Here is an 18,782-nt window from a genome sequence, read left to right on the forward strand (position 1 = left end):
ATATTCACATTTGGAGATGTTGGTAAAATAAATAATGTTTTGTCTAGGCATATTAAATGTATGACTTTTCATTTCAAGCATTTTGATAAAGTCCAAGGAATAGAAGAGGTGTGGACTATGTTCAAAGAATCCAGTGAACAAGACCCGAATATAGACTTAAAGTTAAACGATAGCGAAGGACTTAATACATCCAGATTCCCCATCATAATGTGGACCTTTTTGATCTATATAGAAGCAATGATGTTCCAAAATTTACCCACTCCACTTCCGCTTCAAAGTATATTGTTCTCTTTGATAATGATTCTGCAAGTGTTTATGCACTGGCATGTTCGTAGAGTTTTACACTATGTCTCATGGTTTTATTTTATTATTCAAGGAGCCATCATCTTTTCGAGCGTCTTTCTTCTGCCTAAAAGCTTTCCGATTGTGCTGGTTGGATTAACACCTGTTTTAATCGGTCAAAGCATAGGCATTTATTATCAAGCGAAAAAAGTTGTATTGATGTTTTTTAGTCTCTATCTGCTATTTTGTTCTTACATGATATGGAGTTACGATAGCGCTAACTCCGTGTTATTTATTTCAGTGCTTATTCCTATAGCTATTGTCGTAGCTGCCTATGCCAATCTTTTCTACAGGCAGGTCAATGCGCGCATTCGCACCCAAAACTTTCTTGCTGAGTTGGAGCTTGCACATCAAAAAGTGGAAGAGCTTACGTTAGCCAACGAACGGCAGCGCATGGCCCGGGATTTGCATGATACCTTGGCCCAAGGTCTTGCCGGGCTTATTATGCAACTGGAAGCCATAGATGCACACCTGACAAAAGGCAGCGCGCAGAGAGCTCATGAGATCGTTCAGCAGTCCATGTCACAAGCACGCCAGACGCTGGCTGACTCCCGTCGTGCAATAGACAACCTGCGCTCAAAATCGGCCTCGGAAGTTGACTTTGCCGATGCAATCCGGGAAGAAGCACAGTACTTTATGATGGCTACGGGAATTCGAACAGCACTGGACATCAAGATTAAAGCCTCGGTATCCAGGCTAATGATTGAGCATGGACTGCACATTATAAGTGAATGTCTGACAAACGTAGCCAAGCATTCGCATGCCAAAAACGTATGGATCAACATTTGGGATAACCAAGGTATTATTTCGATAGAAATTCGCGATGATGGAAAAGGATTTAATCCGGATATCATGGCCAGCCAAACAGGACATTATGGACTAATAGGTATTCACGAGCGTGCGCGTCTGCTCGGCGGAACAATACAGATTAGCAGCACAGCTCAAGAAGGGACAACAATTCAAGTGAAGGCACCCCTTGCCAAAGGAGACGCATCATGAAATTTAAAATATTAATCGTGGATGATCATTGGGTGGTTAGAGAAGGGCTAAAGCTTGTTATTGAGACAAATGACTGCTACGAAGTGGGTTGGTGAAGCGGAAGAAGGGGCAACAGCACTGGCTCTGGTTGAGAAGCTTCAGCCAGATATAATCCTAATGGATCTATATATGCCCCAAATGAGCGAGCTAGAGACGATGAAAGCTTTAAAAGAGAAGCGAAATGAAACGCCCGTTATTATCCTGACCACCTATAACGAAGATGATTTAATGATTCAGGGGCTATCCTTGGGAGCCAAAGGATATTTATTAAAAGATACCAGCCATGAAAATTTGTTTCGGACGATTGAATCTGCATTAAGAGGAGAGGCGCTTCTTCAACCCGAAATTACGGCCAGAGTTTTTGCCAATGTAAGCAAGAAAGAACCTGAGCACGAGCAGCATGAAGACACATCGATCCTGACTGAGAAAGAAAGGATCATACTACAGTCTGTTGCACGGGGGCTTAGGAGCAAAGAAATAGCGTTTGACATGGGGATTTCGGAACGGACTGTGAAAGCGCATTTAACGAATATTTACAACAAGCTCGGCGTCGATTCCCGATCCGAAGCGGTAGCCGTGTCTCTGGAACGAGGCATTCTGCATCTTTAACAACAGGAAATCTCAAAAATATAGGTATTTTGATTTATCCTATCGTACATGAGGTGCTTGTCCTTAATTCTTTAGGTAATTAATACCATATGAGTATTTTGTATAAAAGGTAAAACTGTTTCCTACCGAACAATAGCTCTTAAGCATAAGGAAATCAATCCAGATGGAAGGGGAATTCACCAGAATACGATTACAAATAATAAAGAACTTCATGATTGCTTTCTTCGTTTTAGCACCACTAAGAACCCGACGCAACTTCAGGATTTCCTTAGGCTGCATAGGACCGCTAGGGAACTATGCAGTGATGGAGTTCGGCTCGCACCATGGTTTTTGATGTGACTAATGATAGCGGGAAATCAAAAAAGAACCTGGGAAGTTTTCTCAGGTTCTTTGATATTGCACATAAATAAACACGATGATATAATCAGCCTACGACCGTCTCTAGTTATGAGGTCATAAAAATACCACTTTACAATTTAAGTGTACCATGCCGGTAAACTCTTGTCAAATGTTTTTTCTCAATTTAATGGTTAGGAGAGATATTGAATGAGTTCTTTGGTTCTCGGTTTTCAGGAAATAGAAAAAACGCAGCTTTTGCCCGTTGGCGGAAAAGGGTTGAATTTAGGGGAATTATCAAAAATTCAAGGGATACAAGTACCACAAGGATTTTGTGTTACAACAGTAGGATATCAAAAAGCCATCGAACAAAACGAAACATATCATGATTTGTTGGATCAACTAGCAATGCTAAAAGCAGAAGATCGAGAGCAAATTGGTGAAATCAGTAGGAAGATCAGGCAAATCATTATGGAAGTAGAAAGTCCTTCCGATGTCGTGCAAGCAGTTACTCACTATCTCTCCCAATTTGGCGAGGAACATGCTTATGCAGTTCGTTCTAGCGCGACTGCTGAAGATTTACCACACGCCTCTTTTGCTGGTCAACAAGACACCTATTTGAATATCATTGGCCTAGAGGCAATTTTGCAGCATATCAGTAAATGCTGGGCTTCCCTATTTACGGATCGCGCGGTAATCTACCGTATGCAAAATGGATTCGATCACAGGCAAGTTTATTTATCCGTTATCGTTCAAAGGATGGTTTTCCCGCAGGCTTCAGGGATTTTATTTACCGCTGATCCCATTACTTCTAACCGAAAATTGCTATCCATCGATGCCAGTTTTGGACTTGGAGAAGCAATGGTCTCTGGCTTGGTATCTGCCGATTGTTATAAAGTACAGGAAGAGAAAATCGTCGAGAAGAGGATCGCAACCAAAAAATTGGCTATCTATGGACGGAAAGAAGGCGGAACAGAGACAAAGCAGATCGATCCTGATCAGCAAAAGACTCAAACACTCACTGAGCAACAAATTTTACAGCTGGCATATATCGGAAGACAGATCGAAGCTTATTTTGGCCAGCCACAAGATATCGAATGGTGTTTGGTTGATGATACATTTTATATTGTCCAGAGTCGGCCGATCACTACTTTATACCCGATCCCTGAAGCGAATGATCAAGAAAATCACGTCTATCTATCTGTTGGTCATCAACAAATGATGACAGATCCCATAAAACCATTGGGATTGTCTTTTTACCTGTTAATTACTCCTGCTCCTATGCGTAAAGCCGGTGGGAGGTTGTTTGTTGATGTTGCACCTAGGCTGGCTACACCTGTCGGCCGGAAAGCTTTATTAAATACCCTGGAATCTGATCCGCTCATAAAAGGCGCACTCATGACCATAATAGAGCGAGATTTTATAAAATTGTTACCAAATGATCAAACAGCACCGATTCTGGGCAGAAGTAATACAGATATGCTGGCACAATTCGAGAACGATCCGACAATCGTTTCTGATTTGATTAAGCGTAGTCAAACATCGATAGAAGAGTTAAAACAAAACATCCAAGCGAAATCGGGATCGGATTTGTTTGACTTTATTCTGGAAGATATCCAGCAATTAAAGAAGATCTTATTTGACCCACAAAGTACGGCTGTGTTTATGGCTGCTATAAATGCTTCCACATGGATCAATGAAAACATGAACGAATGGTTAGGCGAAAAAAACGCAGCAGATACTCTTTCTCAATCTGTACCGGGCAATATTACTTCGGAAATGGGTCTGGCGCTATTGAATGTCGCGGATGTGATTCGCCCTTATCCAGAAGTGATCGATTATTTACAGCAAGCAAAAGAAGATAACTTTCTGGATGAACTGGTTAAGTTTGATGGAGGAAGGGAAACCCAAGACGCTATCTATGATTATCTCAGTAAATACGGAATGCGATGTGCCGGAGAAATCGATATTACGAAAACTCGTTGGAGTGAAAAACCAATTACACTTATCCCCATGATTCTTGGTAACATCAAGAACTTTGAGCCTAATGCCGGCCATCGAAGATTTGAGCAAGGGCGCCGGGAAGCTTTGGAAAAAGAACAAGAGTTAATAGATCGATTGAAGCAATTACCGGATGGTGAACAAAAAGCCAAAGAAACAAAACGAATGATCGACCTCATCCGGAATTTCATCGGCTACCGGGAATATCCAAAATACGGCATGGTTAGTCGCTACTTCGTTTATAAGCAGGCTTTACTGAAAGAAGCCGAACAACTCGTTCAAGCTGGCGTTATCCATGACAAAGAAGATATGTACTATCTCACATTTGAAGAACTTCACGAAGTCGTACGCACCAATAAACTTGATAATCAGATGATCAACAAACGAAAAGAGGATTACAATTTTTTTGAAAAACTAACTCCCCCGCGTGTCATAACGTCTGATGGTGAAATCATTGTAGGTGAGTACAAACGAGAAAATTTGCCGACTAATGCGATTGTAGGTCTACCTGTTTCTTCCGGAGTGATAGAAGGAAGAGCGCGTGTCATTGTAAACATGGAAGATGCCGATCTGGAAGATGGAGATATATTAGTCACCTCCTTTACTGACCCTGGCTGGACACCATTATTTGTATCCATAAAAGGTCTAGTCACCGAAGTTGGCGGACTGATGACCCATGGAGCCGTTATCGCACGTGAATATGGCTTGCCAGCAGTTGTCGGAGTGGAAAATGCCACCAGGCTGATCAAAGACGGGCAACGAATTCGCGTGAATGGAACAGAAGGGCACATTGAAATATTGTAATCGTTGAATACGTCATGCAAGAGCCTCTGTCATAATATACGGCAAGTTTTCACTTATATGAGCCCCTGCCGCAAGCGGGGGCTCAGAATGATGGAGAGAAAAGTTGCTTATTTCTCGGCGTCACCCATGATATTGACTAATACGTCGTTAACGTGAGCCGTGTCGTGATGCTCGTGGTAGACGGCGATTTTATCGCCCCGGAGCTCAAAGAGAAAATGATAATGGTTCTGATAGCGAAGTCCACTCTTCAACTTCATCGTTGAGTAGGCCTCCACTGCGACACGGTCCCCTTGGATGGTCCAACCGGTAGGGACGATCTGAAGTGGCCCGTCAGTAATGTCGTTCAGCGGGGCCAGCATCGATCGGAATTCATCCTTGGAGACGAACCCAGGGTGTGGAAGTCCGCTCATCCACCACTCGACATCATCGGTGAGCATGTCGAGTAGTGCATTCAACGGCTCCGTGTTCTGAGGGTCCCCCCATCGACCCTGCCCATAAAGGCTGAGGAAGTGTTCAATAATCTTCTTCTTGCCTGTGTCGTCCATTCTTGAATTCACGCTCCTTTGTAGAGTTCGGGTTCCTGGCAGGATCACATCGTCCGATAAACTTAGGCTGAATTGTTGTCTGCAGACAGATACATTATAAATCAGAGTTTTATGGGCAGTATAATTTAAATCTCTCTTGTAAACCTTCCAAGACTTCATCCGGCACTTCTCTGACCATGATATCTCCACCCAGAAAAAGCAGCCAATTTATGATTTCGGTTAATTCTTCTGAATGATGAACATTGATAAAAGTCTTTAGAATGGCCGTGGTTTGGTAAGGATTTGTATAGGAAAGTGAAACTTTTAAAGGATGGTATTTTTTGAACTGGGCAATCGCCTTTGGACCAAGTTCAAGGACAAGGTTGATGACTTCTTTCTGCTTGCTTAGTTGTTCTAAAATCTTTTTCTTGCTTACCCTTTTTTTCGCAGGGTAGGGTTCTACATCGGTGAGATTGTCGGCAGGAAAAATCCGTCTCTTTTCTTCCTCTAAGTCAAAGCCTTCAATTTGCCATAAGCTTTTTTCACGATAAAGATGCAAGAGATAAATGGGATAAGACTTTATTTCCTTCTCTTCTTCGATGGAAACCAATAAATAGCTGTCCAGAAGAAGGATTTGGATGAGTTTTTCTAACATAGGATGCGGCAGGTCTGACAGATCAAGCAGATCGGGATTATGGGGATTGGTCCCTTCAAAAAGCAATATTTGATTCAGGAGAACAAGGTCATCTTGCTGGTTTTCCGAGATGAGGCCAAGTAATTTTTCAGCTAAAGACTGACGACTCTTTAGATAAGGGAGTTGTTGGTTTCTTGTGGCCATAAAGGCAATAAAAAGAGCTTTAATTTCATTATTGGTAAAGCGGACTGTGGGCAGGACAGAGTTGTTCATGACAAAATACCCCCCATCCCTCCCAACTTCAGCGACAAGCGGTATGCCCATGGCTTCAATTTCTCTGATATCTCTAATAGCTGTCGAACGAGAGATGTTAAATACCCGCATGATTTCAGAAATGGTAAAGTGTGCGCGGTTGTTGATATATCGCATGATGGTATTAATCCGTTCAACTTTTTTCATCGGGCTCCCCTAAACAGTATCATTTTTTGACATGATTTATGGTTATTATAAACCCATCAAGTGAAAAGACAAATCATTTGATAAATTTAAAAAAGAGGAAGGTTTTGAACATGGAAAATTATACCATTGAGGAAAAAGACAGCTTTACCGTTTTAGGCATTGGAACTGAGCTCAAGAGCGATTACACAGACTATGCCGGCATAAACAAGGAGAAGGCAGACTTTTGGTCGGCCGTCAAACAAGACGGAAGACTTGACACTTTAAAGGCGGTAGCCGCAAATGACTACATTTTTGCCGTGAACGAGGCTGTGAATAACAAGATGATGCATTATGCAGGTGTCATGACCGAGGCATCGTTACCAGAAGCAACCAGGCTTATCCAATTTCCTAAGGGGGAATACCTAGTTGTTAAAGGGGAAGGAGAGACGGCTGATGAGCTAAATAATACGCTTGCCGGCATTGCCTTTGGCCAAGTCTTGGCGGAAGTAAAGAATTATGCCTATGTTGGCGCGCCAAATACATCGGTTGTGATGGGGCAGCGAAATGGCTTAGTATTTGGTGAAATGTGGATTCCTGTCGTTAGGAAATAAAGAGATCAAAGGGGGAATAGAAATGTCCTATATCGTTGACTTTAAAAATGTGTCTACGGTTGGTTTAGAGTCTTCACCCGTAGCAGAAGCGCTTGCTGGTTTACGAGCGAATGAAGCCCGTTACTTTATGAACAAATATAAGCATGAATTTACGGTTGTACCAGCTAGCGAAAGCCAGGAGACACTTGATTATGTGAACCGGATTTTGAAAGAAGAACGTGATATTGAGTTTGCGGCCAAACCTTTAGAGACGTCGCGCTTTCAAGTGGAAAATATCCAATTTACCTACGTCTTTTATGAGGATGGTCTTGGGCTCAATGTCATGTATACGATTGACGATCCTAAGAAGCGGGCCGTTGGTTTAAAGCTTTCTGAGGGGATGGAGGTACCCAAGGAGTTAGAAGAGAAATTTAACTTTGCAAGACAGAAGTCTAAATTAGCCGGAACCATCCGGGGCTCGTTTTTTGTAATCAAAGGAGAATATTAAAGTATGCTGTAAGGGAGAATGGTGTCATTTTTTTGTGACGCAATTCTCCCTCGTTAATTTTATTCCTCAACGGCGATGCCGGCAGCTTTCAAATGCCCGTAGGCCACGATTTTACTAAACTGAGATGAAACTTCATCGACAGGAGGGAGTTTATCGTTTCTTAATCCACCAAATTACAATCCCCATGAAAGACGCTACGAGGTATAACTGATAGATTCTATTCTCTTCAATTAACATGGCATGATAAAAGGTCGTATTAAGAGAAATATGTTCCAGTACAGTTTGAACTAAAATTAAATTTTATTCAGATAAAAAACGTATATTTAATAACTCAACTTTCGCAGCAACGAATTAACCTAAACACTTTGTGGCTGTAAGCGTTGAATCAATCTATTTACTTTTCTTGACAAAAAACATCTTCTTCGTTTGGTATCATGAATGTGTCGGGCAACCATGCAAACAAAGAGAGGTGTGTAACTTATGGTACACCATCGTTCCTATCTGACCAGTCTCGTTTTTCATCTGTATTCATCGCCATTGCGATAACAGCCCCAGACCGTTCATTACATAGGGACGCACAATGTCTACAAGCACATCGGTTCGATCTTTTTCTTCGACATTTAACCAATAATGCGCAGCGCCATAGATCGCTGAACCTGTCATGGCCGCCATGATTCTTATATGATGCCTGTCCGCCCCATGGTGGGTATCCCCTTTCAGAAAAATGCTCTCTATGGTTTGCTGCAGCATTTTCTTTATTTTTTCATCGACAAGCGTAGCCATCGAGTTGGAATCCATTCTGCAGATCCGATAAAAATCCACGATGTATTGGTGCGTCAGCAAGATCAACTGGTCACATATTTCATCCGTAAACTCCTGTGCATTCGCCACTTGCTCAGGAATCATTTCATGAAAAGCCTGTTCTGTGACTTCGTCAAGCAAAGCATATTTATCTTCAAAATGGGCATAAAAGGTGGCGCGGTTAATGGTTGCTTTCTGAGCGATATCTTTGATGGTGATTGCATCAAATCCTTTTCTCCGCAACAAATCTCTAAACGCTGCTCTAATTAACTGTCGTGTGCGCAACACCCTCGGATCTTCCTGATTTACCATTTCTATATCTCCTTGTTAAACATCAATTATCACAATGTGTTGCCTATGCAACTTTCATCTAACTCTGCCGGTTGAAATCATAAGCATGCGATATTATTATCTTATCAAACAGATGTTGCTTAAACAATCTGTGACTAATTCTATGAAAGGAAGGATCATATTGAACACCAAACCACATAGACTTTTGATATTTGGCGCCGGCGTGATTGGCAGTGTATATGCACTCCGATTAGCACAGTCGGGACTGGACGTCACTATACTGGCACGAGGAAAGAGACTGGAGGCGCTGAAAAGGGACGGCCTGAAATACAACGATAATGGATCGATAAAGCAAATATCGATCAACACGATAGAAAAGCTTGATAACGACGACATTTATGATTTTATCTTTGTTCCAGTACGATATGATCAGGCCGAATCTGCCCTGTCTGCGATCAAGCATAATCGGAGCAAGACCATCGTCACCTTTACCAACACCATTGGATATGACTCTTGGCTTGAAATCGTGGGCGATCGCTTACTTCCGGGATTCCCGGGCGCCGGTGGAGACATCAAAGAAGATGTTCTATACGCCCAATTCGGTTCCGAAAAACATCAAGGAACCATTTTTGGTGAAATAAATGGATTGACGACCGAAAGAGTGAAAGAGCTTTCCCAAATATTTGAATCGGTGGATTTGCATTATGAAATCCAAAAAGACATTCAAGCATTCCATATTTCGCATACTGCGTTGGCTATCGTCAACAAGCATTTCTATACGAATGACGGAATGGTGGATATAGAGACGGCAAGAAGTGTAAGCACTCTAAGCAAGATTGCCGCAGATATTAAACAAAACATTCACCTGGTAGAGCAAGCCGGAATTCCGGTAATCCCACCCGAAACGAAGGCAATGGGAGAATTGCCTGACAACGATATTATTTCCCGTTACCGCCAAATGCTGAGCAATGACTTCATAATTGATGTAAAGCTTGGGAACCATGCCATCAGCCAAAAAGCAGAAATAATGTTATTAGACGAGATGTTTCATAAAATGATATCCGCCCGGCGATGACATCACCATAGGCTCCATAAAAGATGGTAAACGGTTGATATTACCTCCCCAGGGGGAAAGCAATTAACGGATAATGCCAAGGATTTGGCCCAGTTAACACACTAGAAACAGCGGCAGTTAAAAAATCAACGTATGTTCAATTTAAGAGGAGGATAATCATGAAAGCTATTGCTTTGACAAGCTTTGGAATCCCCGAAGTGCTAGAGGATCTGGAAGTGCCAATTCCCGCACTCACCGACACACAGGTTCTCATCGAAATGCGCGCCTCTTCCATCAATCCCGCAGATATTCTATTTCGCAGCGGCGCGATTCTTCAGAGTCCGATGGCCGATAAATTTCCGGCTCAATTTCAATTGCCGCTTGTTCTTGGTAATGAAGTAGCCGGCATCGTAAAAGAGGTTGGCGGAAAAGTGCGTCATTTCAAGCCGGGGGATCGTGTCATGGGCATGGTTCAGAGGGGTTCCTACATGGACTATGTTGCGGTGGAGGAAGATCTTCTTGCCGTTATTCCTGAGAGTTTTTCCTTCGAAGAGGCAGGCGCCGCGCCTACGGTTGCCCTGACAGCTTGGCAAGCGCTGTTTGAGCATGGCCGTCTTCTACCGGGACAACGCATCCTTGTTCAAGCCGGCGCCGGAGGAGTAGGACATGCGGCGGTCCAGTTGGCCAAGCAACATGGAGCATATGTTATCGCAACCGCGAGGGACTATAATCATGATTTCGTCAAAGGACTCGGTGCTGACGAGGTGTTCGACTACACGAAAGTCGACTTTGCCACCCAAATAACAGATCCTGTTGATATCGTATTGGATTCCGCTATGGACCAATCCGCTTTCGGTACCGGGTTACCGGGAGAAATCGGAAAGAAGAACTACTCGGTCATCAAGGATGGCGGGACCTATATTTCAGTAGTGGCATTCGCGATCAATCAATATCCGAAGGTCCGCGACATTGACGCATGTTTCTTCCAGGCAAGACCTAACCGTACCGATTTTGAATCCATTGTTCGCCATATGAAAGAGAATAAATTGAATATCCATATCGATGAGACCTATCCCTTTACTGCTCAAGGCCTGCTTCAGGCGTATCGCAAAAGCGAAGAGTTGCCGAAACGGGGGAAAATCGTCATATCGAAAAACATTGGATAAACCTCTTGCTTAGTGAGATGAGATGTCTCAAAAGTAAGTTTGCGCACTTGACGGATAGCTTGCCTGATCAAATCATCTTGCAAAAATAAAGCAATGGTGGTGCAGGGTCCCCCCTACACCGCCATTGCTGGTTTCCGCCTTCTTGAGCAAAAAATGGGGAAGAGAAAGCAAACAGACCTCAAGGCTCACTTTTGACAATCCTCGAAACAAAACCCCATCTTACCGAGGCTGTGTCAACTCCAGCAATGGATGGCTGATTTGCCCTTGTACATCAAGGGTTTGTTCGGCAATTTTAGCTGCGAAAATCGGCTTGAATCATTGTAGTTACTTGGTTTTTAAGAGGTTAAATAACCCTCTTAAACACCGCTTCGTTTGGTAAAGTGAGAGTGTCGAGCAATCACTACCATACAGAAGAGGTGTCCTCTATAAATTGATCAACTGCCAAAAGAAATTAAACCGGTCTTTGAAGAATTGAAGATCGTTAAACACTTGAATAACGCAGGTTTCAAGAAGAAGTTCGGATTCACCTGCGCCTATCTGTTTCGCCTTGTTTTCATTTTTCTCTTCCACCAAAAGAACTGGTTCCGCTTGCTGGAGAGCAGCAAAGGCGAATCATTCCCCGGAAAAGATACGGTGTATCGGTTTCTCAATCACGGCGGGTACGCGTGGCGACGTTTTTTGCTATCGCTAAGCAGCGATACCGTACAGCGAGTCGAAAACCTAACTTCGGAACATCGGGAGACTGATTTCATCTTTGACGATTCCATGTTCGAACGTAATCGGAGTAAAGTAGAAATGATGGCGCGCTTCAAGGACCATGCGACAGGGAGCTACTATAAAGGTTTTCGCATGCGCCGCTGATTCAAGAAGTAACCCGTCGTGAGTTGCATGTGATCGGCATGGTAAAGAACGATAACAAACGCTACATGGTGAATGCACAGCGACTGTGTCTGCGGGAACTATATACTGCTGCGACTCGTGTCGAAGGCAAAAATACCAACATCCTACGTCAAATCCGGACGGAACTGGCTCCAGATATTCCGGTGACAGTGGTATTTATCCGTCATCGTTCCAAGAAAAACGAATGGCTCGCTATTCTCTCGACCGATCTGAGTTTAACTGCTCAGGAGATCATCCGAATTTACAGAATGCGATGGGATATTGAGGTCTTCTTCAAGTGCGCTAAATCGCTGCTTCGACTTCAAAAAGAGTTTCAAAGTCGTTCATACGATTTGCTCGTTAGCCATACGACAATTGTGTTCACACGCTACGTCCTGCTTGCCTGGCAGCACCGCCAGAGTACGGACCAGCGGTCCATTGGCGGTCTGTTCTACTTGTTATGCGATGAAGTCGGCACACTCGATTGGGCTGTTGCCTTACAACAACTACTTGATTTGATTAACGAAATTGCCACGAAAGCAGGAAAGAAGATCACCAATTTGATTCAGCGTCAACTCCAGCCTAGCTACATCAGGGCTTATTTGGCGATTTCAATCTGCGAAAGTTGAGTTAATAATACCAAAAAAACCACATTTCTATGTTTTTGTTTTAGTTCAATTTTAGTTCTAATCATTATTTCAAATCTATTAACATATCCGTAATTATAGGATGAATAAGACTTAAAGTTAAAGTTTTATTAAAATATACTGAATAAACTTATAAAAAAACATAAATAAACAAAATTATTAACTAAAATTATTGACTATAAATTTACCAAATGTTATTATACGAATGATTGTAAGCGCTCTCTTTTTTATATAGGATCCTTGATTTGATTTACTATATTCTAATCAAGGGGGAAAGTTACATGACGCAACCAGCCGACGTAAAGGTTGAACAAGCATTAAAGAACGATTTGTCCTTAAAAGATATGGTTGGATATTCAAATTTAGATACCTGGAGGACTGTTTATGGAATTTACCGAAAAAACGAAATTAGGGAACGTTTTATCTAATAAAGAAGCCAGGGATATCTTAAAAAAACATCTTCCCCAAATTTTCGAATTAATGCTTGATCCTGCTTTTGGAACATTTGTTAAGTTAACTAGTCTAGAGCAAATGAAAACTTCCTTTCCTGAAGTAACAATTTCTCCAGATTTAATAAAGGCCCTTCAGCATGAACTCGCAAACATTGCAGCTGATCATAACGGAGAAGAAGAGGTCATTCCTTCAATCAGCTATGAAGATGATTCAGTTAGCATCGGTTCGGCGAGAGTTTCTGCCCCTGACACAGCAAAAAAGTGGGATGTTTTTGAATTAGAATTCCAGGGGCCAAGTCATGGAAATCCTTTTCTCGAAGTTACTTTAAATGTTGAATTTTCATTGGAAGGCAGGACTTTAGAAGTAACCGGCTTTTATGATGGCGAAGGGATTTACCGGGCAAGGTTCATGCCGGACCAAGAAGGCAATTGGACATATACAACAAAAAGTTCTGCCAGATCACTGGATGGAATCTCAGGTCAATTTGTCTGTACGGCGCCGTTGGAAAGCAATCGGGGACCTGTAAGGGTAAAAAATACGTTTCATTTTTCATATGAAGATGGGACTCCTTATATACCAGTTGGTACCACTTGTTATGCATGGATACATCAAGACGAGCAGCTCATTAACGAAACATTGGAAACTTTAAAGGCCTCTCCTTTTAATAAAATGCGGATGTGCGTTTTCCCAAAATCATATGCTTTTAATACAAATGAACCGAATTATTATCCATTTGAGGGATCTTTAGAAGAAGGATTGGACTTTGCACGATTTAATCCAGCGTTCTTTCAACACTTGGAACAAAAAATCAGCGAACTTGGAAAGCTTGGGATTGAAGTGGATTTAATTCTTTTCCATCCATATGACCGCTGGGGCTTTGCCGATATGAACAAGACTCAGGATGATCGTTATTTGCATTATATCGTGGCTCGTCTTTCCGCTTATCGTAATGTCTGGTGGTCATTGGCTAATGAATACGATTTAATGTGGGCCAAGGATTTGGATGATTGGGAGCGATTTGCTAAAGTCGTAAAAGAAAATGATCCATATAATCACTTAATATCCATTCATAATTGTATACAGTTTTATGATTATAATCGCCCATGGATCACTCACTGCAGTGTGCAGCGGGTTGATGTCTATAAAACAGCTGAGAGCACGGATGATTGGCGAAAACAATGGAACAAGCCTATTGTGATTGATGAATGTGCATATGAAGGTGATATTGATCAAGGCTGGGGTAATATAACCGGGGAAGAAATGACCCGCCGATTCTGGGAAGGTGCCGTTCGCGGCGGTTATGTAGGCCACGGGGAAACCTATTTCCGGTCTGATGAAGTTTTATGGTGGTCAAAGGGCGGTAAACTGCATGGCAGCAGCCCGGAACGTATTGCTTTTTTACGTAGAATCATGGAGGAAGGGCCAAAAGACGGGTTAAATCCGTTGTATTTATCCTGGGATGTTCCAGCAGCAGGGATTCCAGATGAATATTATTTATTCTACTTTGGCTTTTTTCAACCACGATTTAGGGAATTCCGAATGAAGCCGGGAATCCAATTCAAAGTGGAAATCATTGATACCTGGAATATGACGATTGAAGAATTGGAAGGTACTTTTGAAGGCAGGTTCCGAATTGAATTGCCGGGCAGGCAGTATATGGCCGTAAGAATGAAACAAATATAAAGCACAACTTATTTTAAATATGACCCTGGAGGAAAAAGCCAGTGTTTAAGAAAATGACAAAATAAAGGGGAATATTAAAGTAAGCTGAAGGTCGCCGGAAAAGTTCCTTTTTGAGAATCCTTATTCTATAAGGGTTCTTTTTATTCATTGTGATGAAGTGACCGTGGTATGCAGCCAGGCTGTAAGATGCTTCTGAATTACCGGAATGCGTATAAAGAACGGTCGACATAGTTAAGATTCCCCCTCTCTTATGAAGAATTACGAATTAAATAATAAATGGGGCGATGCCGTTACCATAAGACCAGTTGTCTTTCGTGACTTCAATTAAATTGATGAAACGTCTTCGAGCCGTTCCACAACCGGTAAAACAAATCGGTCTATGTTCGCTCGAACCTGGCGACCATGCCCGCTTCGGGATAGCCGAGCTCCTTGAACAGGTTCCAGTATTCTTTCGTATAAAAAGCGCCTTATTGGATGATTGACATAGAAAAATCCTCCATTTATTTCTATTTTGCTATATCATAACACAATAGGAGGTAAATAAATTAAAGCGTTTTCCCGAAAAAGTATAGTAAGTGTAACTCTTCATAAGGAGGGGACTGAATGTATTCCGTCATGATTGTGGATGATGAGTTGTTTGTCCGGAAGGGCTTAATCGAAATGATCGATTGGGAAAGTAGTGGCTTTAAAGTGATTGACGAGTCCGACAACGGAGAAGACGCCTTGGCGATCATCCAGGCGAAAAAGCCGGATCTGGTCGTGACCGACATCCGTATGCCGGTACTGGACGGACTTGAATTGATCGAGGCCGTCAGCAAGCTGCAGTTGGAAACGGAATTCGTCATTATCAGCGGCTATAACGATTTCCGCTATGCCCAGCAGGCGGTGAGGTTCAACGTACAGGATTATGTGCTGAAGCCCATCGATCCGGACGATATTCAGAAAGCGTTGGCCAAGCTTAGGGACAAGCTGTCGGCAAAACAACGGTTGCGGGATCAAAACCGGAGGCAGATGGGTGAAAAACTGATCGAAACCTTGTTGTGGGACGAGATCGGCGAGACAGTGTTGGATGAGTGGGGCCAGGTTTCATTTTTCGCCGATGCGAAGGCGTTTACTTACATATTGCTGGAAGTTAACAATGTCGTACCCTGGAAAAAAGCGGTTTCCCCGGCAAGAGACCAGCTAATGGAAGCCATCCGGGAAACGGTACAAGAACTCGGCGCTGCCGCTTCGCCACCGATCGTGTATGAGCATCGCCGCACGTATGGCTTTATTGTACCGGATACGTACCTGACCCTTTTCGGCGGAGATATACATCCTTTTATGAGGTCCGCGCTTCGGCGGCTGAAGGATGCTTTCGCCTTGGATCTGCGCATCTATGCTGGCAAATCCGTCGAATCCTTGAACCGGTTGAGGTTCTCCTATAACAGCGCGAAAGAAACGATGCAGCACAAGTGGATCCGTTACAACACCCATGCGCTGTTATATTCGGACATCGCCGATGCGGAACTGAACTATTTGCATCTTCACGAACCATCGATTCGTACTTTGATCGAAGCGGTCGAAGCGTCGGACATGAATGGCATTCGGAGTGCCATCCACCACATCTTTGTGGATTTTCTGGAGCGGAACTTCTCCATCGAAGCGATCAAAACGTCGATCATGCAATGCGTTCTGGGCATCGCGTACTCCGTCAGAAGCGTGGAAGGCGACGAGAAGGAACTCGGCCTGATCGAGCCGATTCTGGTCTGGTACGACTATAATCTCACATTGGAAGGATTGCGCGGATTATTTAGCGAGTTTGCGTCCGAAGCCGCGGAACTCGTCAAAAAACTTTATAATTCCGGCGGCAAGAGCGGAATTCATAAAATTAAATCGTACGTGGACCAGCACTTTCATCAAAATTTGAGCTTAAAAAGCCTTGCGGCGCAGTTCTTCATGAACTCCGCGTACATCGGGCAATTGTTCAAAAAGCATTATGGCGTTTATTTTAATGATTATTTATTGCAGCTGCGGATCGAAGAGGCCAAGAAACTGATGAGACAAAAAGATATACGCATTTATGAGATCGCCGAGCGGGTCGGATTCAACAGCGCCGAGTATTTTGTCTCCCAGTTCGAGAAGGTCGAGAAGATGACTCCCACGGAATACCGCAATCGCATGAGCAATCAATAGCGAAAGGGGACGGCACGCGATGAACCGACTGCTTCATAATACCCGGCTAAGGAACAAGATGTTGCTGGTCTATTTTCTTTGCATCTTTACACCAATGATCGTGACCAACGCTATTTTTTATAATCTCATCTCGAATAATGTCAGGGAGGGGAGAATCAAGGATATCGACCTGGCGGTAGAGCAAATCAAAAACGAATTCCGCTCCCAGGTTGACGATGCGGTGGGATTGTCCTCATTTTTTTACGCCGACCTCAAGACCAATGAAATTCTGGAGCGGAATTTTGCCAATACCGAAGATTACGTCGAAGCTTATGACGATTATTTGAGACGGGTGCTAAACAGTTATCACCCCGCTTCCCTGTATCTCCAGAACATGATGATTTACGTGAACAACCCGACGTTGCTGCATTCCGGTAACATCGGATACCTGTCGGATGAAATCAGATCGGAGGATTGGTATCGAATGGCGGCGGACAGGCATCGTTCCCAGCCCGTGTTTGCGCGTACGGAAACAGATAACGAGCATTCCGCCAGTTTCTCGCTGATCCGGCGTTTGGACTATTTTGCGAATCGGATGTCCAAGGAAAAACTGCTCAAAATCGATTTTAAAACGATCGATCTGGTGTCCCTGTTTTCGAACTTAAACGTAAAGGGGGATATGTATCTGATTAATCCGGACGGCAGGATCGAGTACACGACAAACGGGGAAATCGACTGGCAGGGCGGGAACGAAACCGCGTTTGTCTCGCTCGGATCGGACAAAATGATCCGGTTCGTGAAGGAATACCGGGGAGTCAGCTATCTGGAAGGATGGAAGATCGCCGGTATCGTCAGCGAAAGCGAAATCGTTAAGGAAATCCGTGATTCGCGCAATTTTATTTTATGGTCCGGCTGCGTTATGATGATCATTCCGACCATGATTATTCTTATCATCACCCGATCGATTAACTTACGAGTCATCCAAATCCTGAAGCAGATGAAAAAAGTGAAAAGCCAAAGTTTTGAAACGATTCAGGGCGAGTCCTACAAGGACGAGATCGGTCAATTGACACTGGAATTCAACCGAATGATCCTGCAGATCAAAAGCTTGATCCATGACGTGTACCTGGCGGAAATCCAGAAGAAATCGCTGGAGCTGGAGCGCCGAAAGGCGCAGTTGAATGCATTGCAAAGCCAAATGAATCCCCATTTTCTATTCAATGCCCTGGAAACGATCCGGATGAGAAGCTTGCTGAAAAAAGAGCGCGACACCGCTAAGATTATCCATAGTATGGCCAAATTCTTCCGGGGCTCCTTGACCTGGAACAAAGACCGGATTCCGGTGGAGGAGGAGATGGAGTTTATTATATGCTTTTTGGACATTCAGAAATATCGCTTCGAGGACAAGCTGGACTGCCGGATCGTCGTCGCGCCAGAAGCATATGAATGCCTGGTGCCGAAAATGGCGTTCCTTCCTTTCGTCGAGAATGCCTGTATCCACGGCATCGAGCCGCTGAAACACGGGGGGATGATTGAGATTCGAATCGACGTCACGGAAGATGAACTGACTTTTACCGTCAGGGACAACGGGATCGGCATGAACGATGAAACGGTCAGCAAGTTGTACCGTTACTTGGAGGCCGAAGAAACCATGGGGGAACGCATCGGTGTTCAAAACGCGATTTACCGAACCAAAATAATCTACGGGGAGAAGATCCGTTTTTCGCTGGACAGCTGTCCGGGTGAAGGGACCTGCGTCATGCTTGGAATCCCGAACGAAAAGAGTTGACCGCCGAAACAAATACTGAAATTTTTAAAGGAAGTCCCATA

Annotated in this window: 12 protein-coding genes and 2 pseudogenes; 11 read left to right on the forward strand and 3 right to left on the reverse strand. The window is 43.4% G+C overall.

Annotation, left to right across the window (positions count from 1 at the left end; translation table 11 throughout):
- Window positions 1-117: 117 nt before the first annotated feature.
- The 3 genes and pseudogenes from KQI_RS0101445 (at window position 118) to ppsA (ending at window position 5,130) form a co-directional block, all read left to right on the forward strand.
- Window positions 118-1,341: a sensor histidine kinase gene (locus KQI_RS0101445; RefSeq protein ID WP_010344901.1), complete on the forward strand. Its 1,224-nt coding sequence runs from the start codon at window positions 118-120 to the stop codon at window positions 1,339-1,341.
- Window positions 1,338-1,989: pseudogene (locus KQI_RS26560) on the forward strand (response regulator). Before KQI_RS0101445 ends, KQI_RS26560 begins: the two are co-directional and overlap by 4 nt.
- Before the next feature lie 546 nt (window positions 1,990-2,535).
- Window positions 2,536-5,130, forward strand: a complete 2,595-nt coding sequence (ppsA, locus tag KQI_RS0101455) for a phosphoenolpyruvate synthase (RefSeq protein ID WP_010344903.1) — start codon at window positions 2,536-2,538, stop codon at window positions 5,128-5,130.
- Window positions 5,131-5,237: 107 nt separating this feature from the next.
- Here ppsA and KQI_RS0101460 read toward each other — a convergent pair whose 3' ends face one another.
- Window positions 5,238-5,675, reverse strand: a complete 438-nt coding sequence (locus tag KQI_RS0101460) for a nuclear transport factor 2 family protein (RefSeq protein WP_010344905.1) — start codon at window positions 5,673-5,675, stop codon at window positions 5,238-5,240.
- Between the two features lie 109 nt (window positions 5,676-5,784).
- On the reverse strand, window positions 5,785-6,747 hold the full coding sequence (locus KQI_RS0101465) for a helix-turn-helix transcriptional regulator (protein ID WP_010344906.1): 963 nt from the start codon (window positions 6,745-6,747) through the stop codon (window positions 5,785-5,787).
- A 110-nt stretch (window positions 6,748-6,857) separates the two neighbouring features.
- On the opposite strand from KQI_RS0101465, the gene KQI_RS0101470 reads away from it, so the two are divergent.
- Window positions 6,858-7,337, forward strand: a complete 480-nt coding sequence (locus tag KQI_RS0101470) for a GyrI-like domain-containing protein (RefSeq protein ID WP_010344907.1) — start codon at window positions 6,858-6,860, stop codon at window positions 7,335-7,337.
- Window positions 7,338-7,359: 22 nt separating this feature from the next.
- A complete protein-coding gene (locus KQI_RS0101475) occupies window positions 7,360-7,824 on the forward strand; it encodes a hypothetical protein (protein ID WP_010344908.1) in 465 nt (154 codons plus the stop codon).
- A gap of 528 nt (window positions 7,825-8,352) precedes the next feature.
- Here KQI_RS0101475 and KQI_RS0101480 read toward each other — a convergent pair.
- The gene (locus KQI_RS0101480; protein ID WP_010344909.1) at window positions 8,353-8,937 is read right to left on the reverse strand and encodes a TetR/AcrR family transcriptional regulator; all 585 of its coding nucleotides are present in this window, start codon (window positions 8,935-8,937) and stop codon (window positions 8,353-8,355) included.
- A gap of 160 nt (window positions 8,938-9,097) precedes the next feature.
- Between KQI_RS0101480 and KQI_RS0101485 the strand changes: the two genes are divergently transcribed.
- From KQI_RS0101485 to KQI_RS0101515, 6 genes and pseudogenes are all read left to right on the forward strand, one after another.
- Complete coding sequence (locus KQI_RS0101485; protein WP_010344910.1) at window positions 9,098-9,991, forward strand: ketopantoate reductase family protein; 894 nt, start codon at window positions 9,098-9,100, stop codon at window positions 9,989-9,991.
- A 158-nt stretch (window positions 9,992-10,149) separates the two neighbouring features.
- Window positions 10,150-11,136, forward strand: a complete 987-nt coding sequence (locus tag KQI_RS0101490; protein ID WP_010344912.1) for an NADP-dependent oxidoreductase — start codon at window positions 10,150-10,152, stop codon at window positions 11,134-11,136.
- A gap of 429 nt (window positions 11,137-11,565) precedes the next feature.
- Window positions 11,566-12,644 (forward strand): annotated as a pseudogene (locus KQI_RS26565) (IS4 family transposase).
- 402 nt (window positions 12,645-13,046) lie between these two features.
- Window positions 13,047-14,798 (forward strand): DUF5605 domain-containing protein, encoded by a 1,752-nt coding sequence (locus KQI_RS0101500; protein ID WP_010344913.1) that lies wholly within the window; start codon window positions 13,047-13,049, stop codon window positions 14,796-14,798.
- Window positions 14,799-15,401: 603 nt separating this feature from the next.
- A complete protein-coding gene (locus tag KQI_RS0101510) occupies window positions 15,402-16,973 on the forward strand; it encodes a response regulator (RefSeq protein WP_010344915.1) in 1,572 nt (523 codons plus the stop codon).
- Between the two features lie 19 nt (window positions 16,974-16,992).
- Window positions 16,993-18,741: a sensor histidine kinase gene (locus tag KQI_RS0101515; RefSeq protein ID WP_010344916.1), complete on the forward strand. Its 1,749-nt coding sequence runs from the start codon at window positions 16,993-16,995 to the stop codon at window positions 18,739-18,741.
- The last annotated feature ends 41 nt before the right edge of the window (window positions 18,742-18,782 follow it).

Source organism: Paenibacillus peoriae KCTC 3763 (genome assembly GCF_000236805.1).
GTDB lineage: Bacteria > Bacillota > Bacilli > Paenibacillales > Paenibacillaceae > Paenibacillus > Paenibacillus peoriae.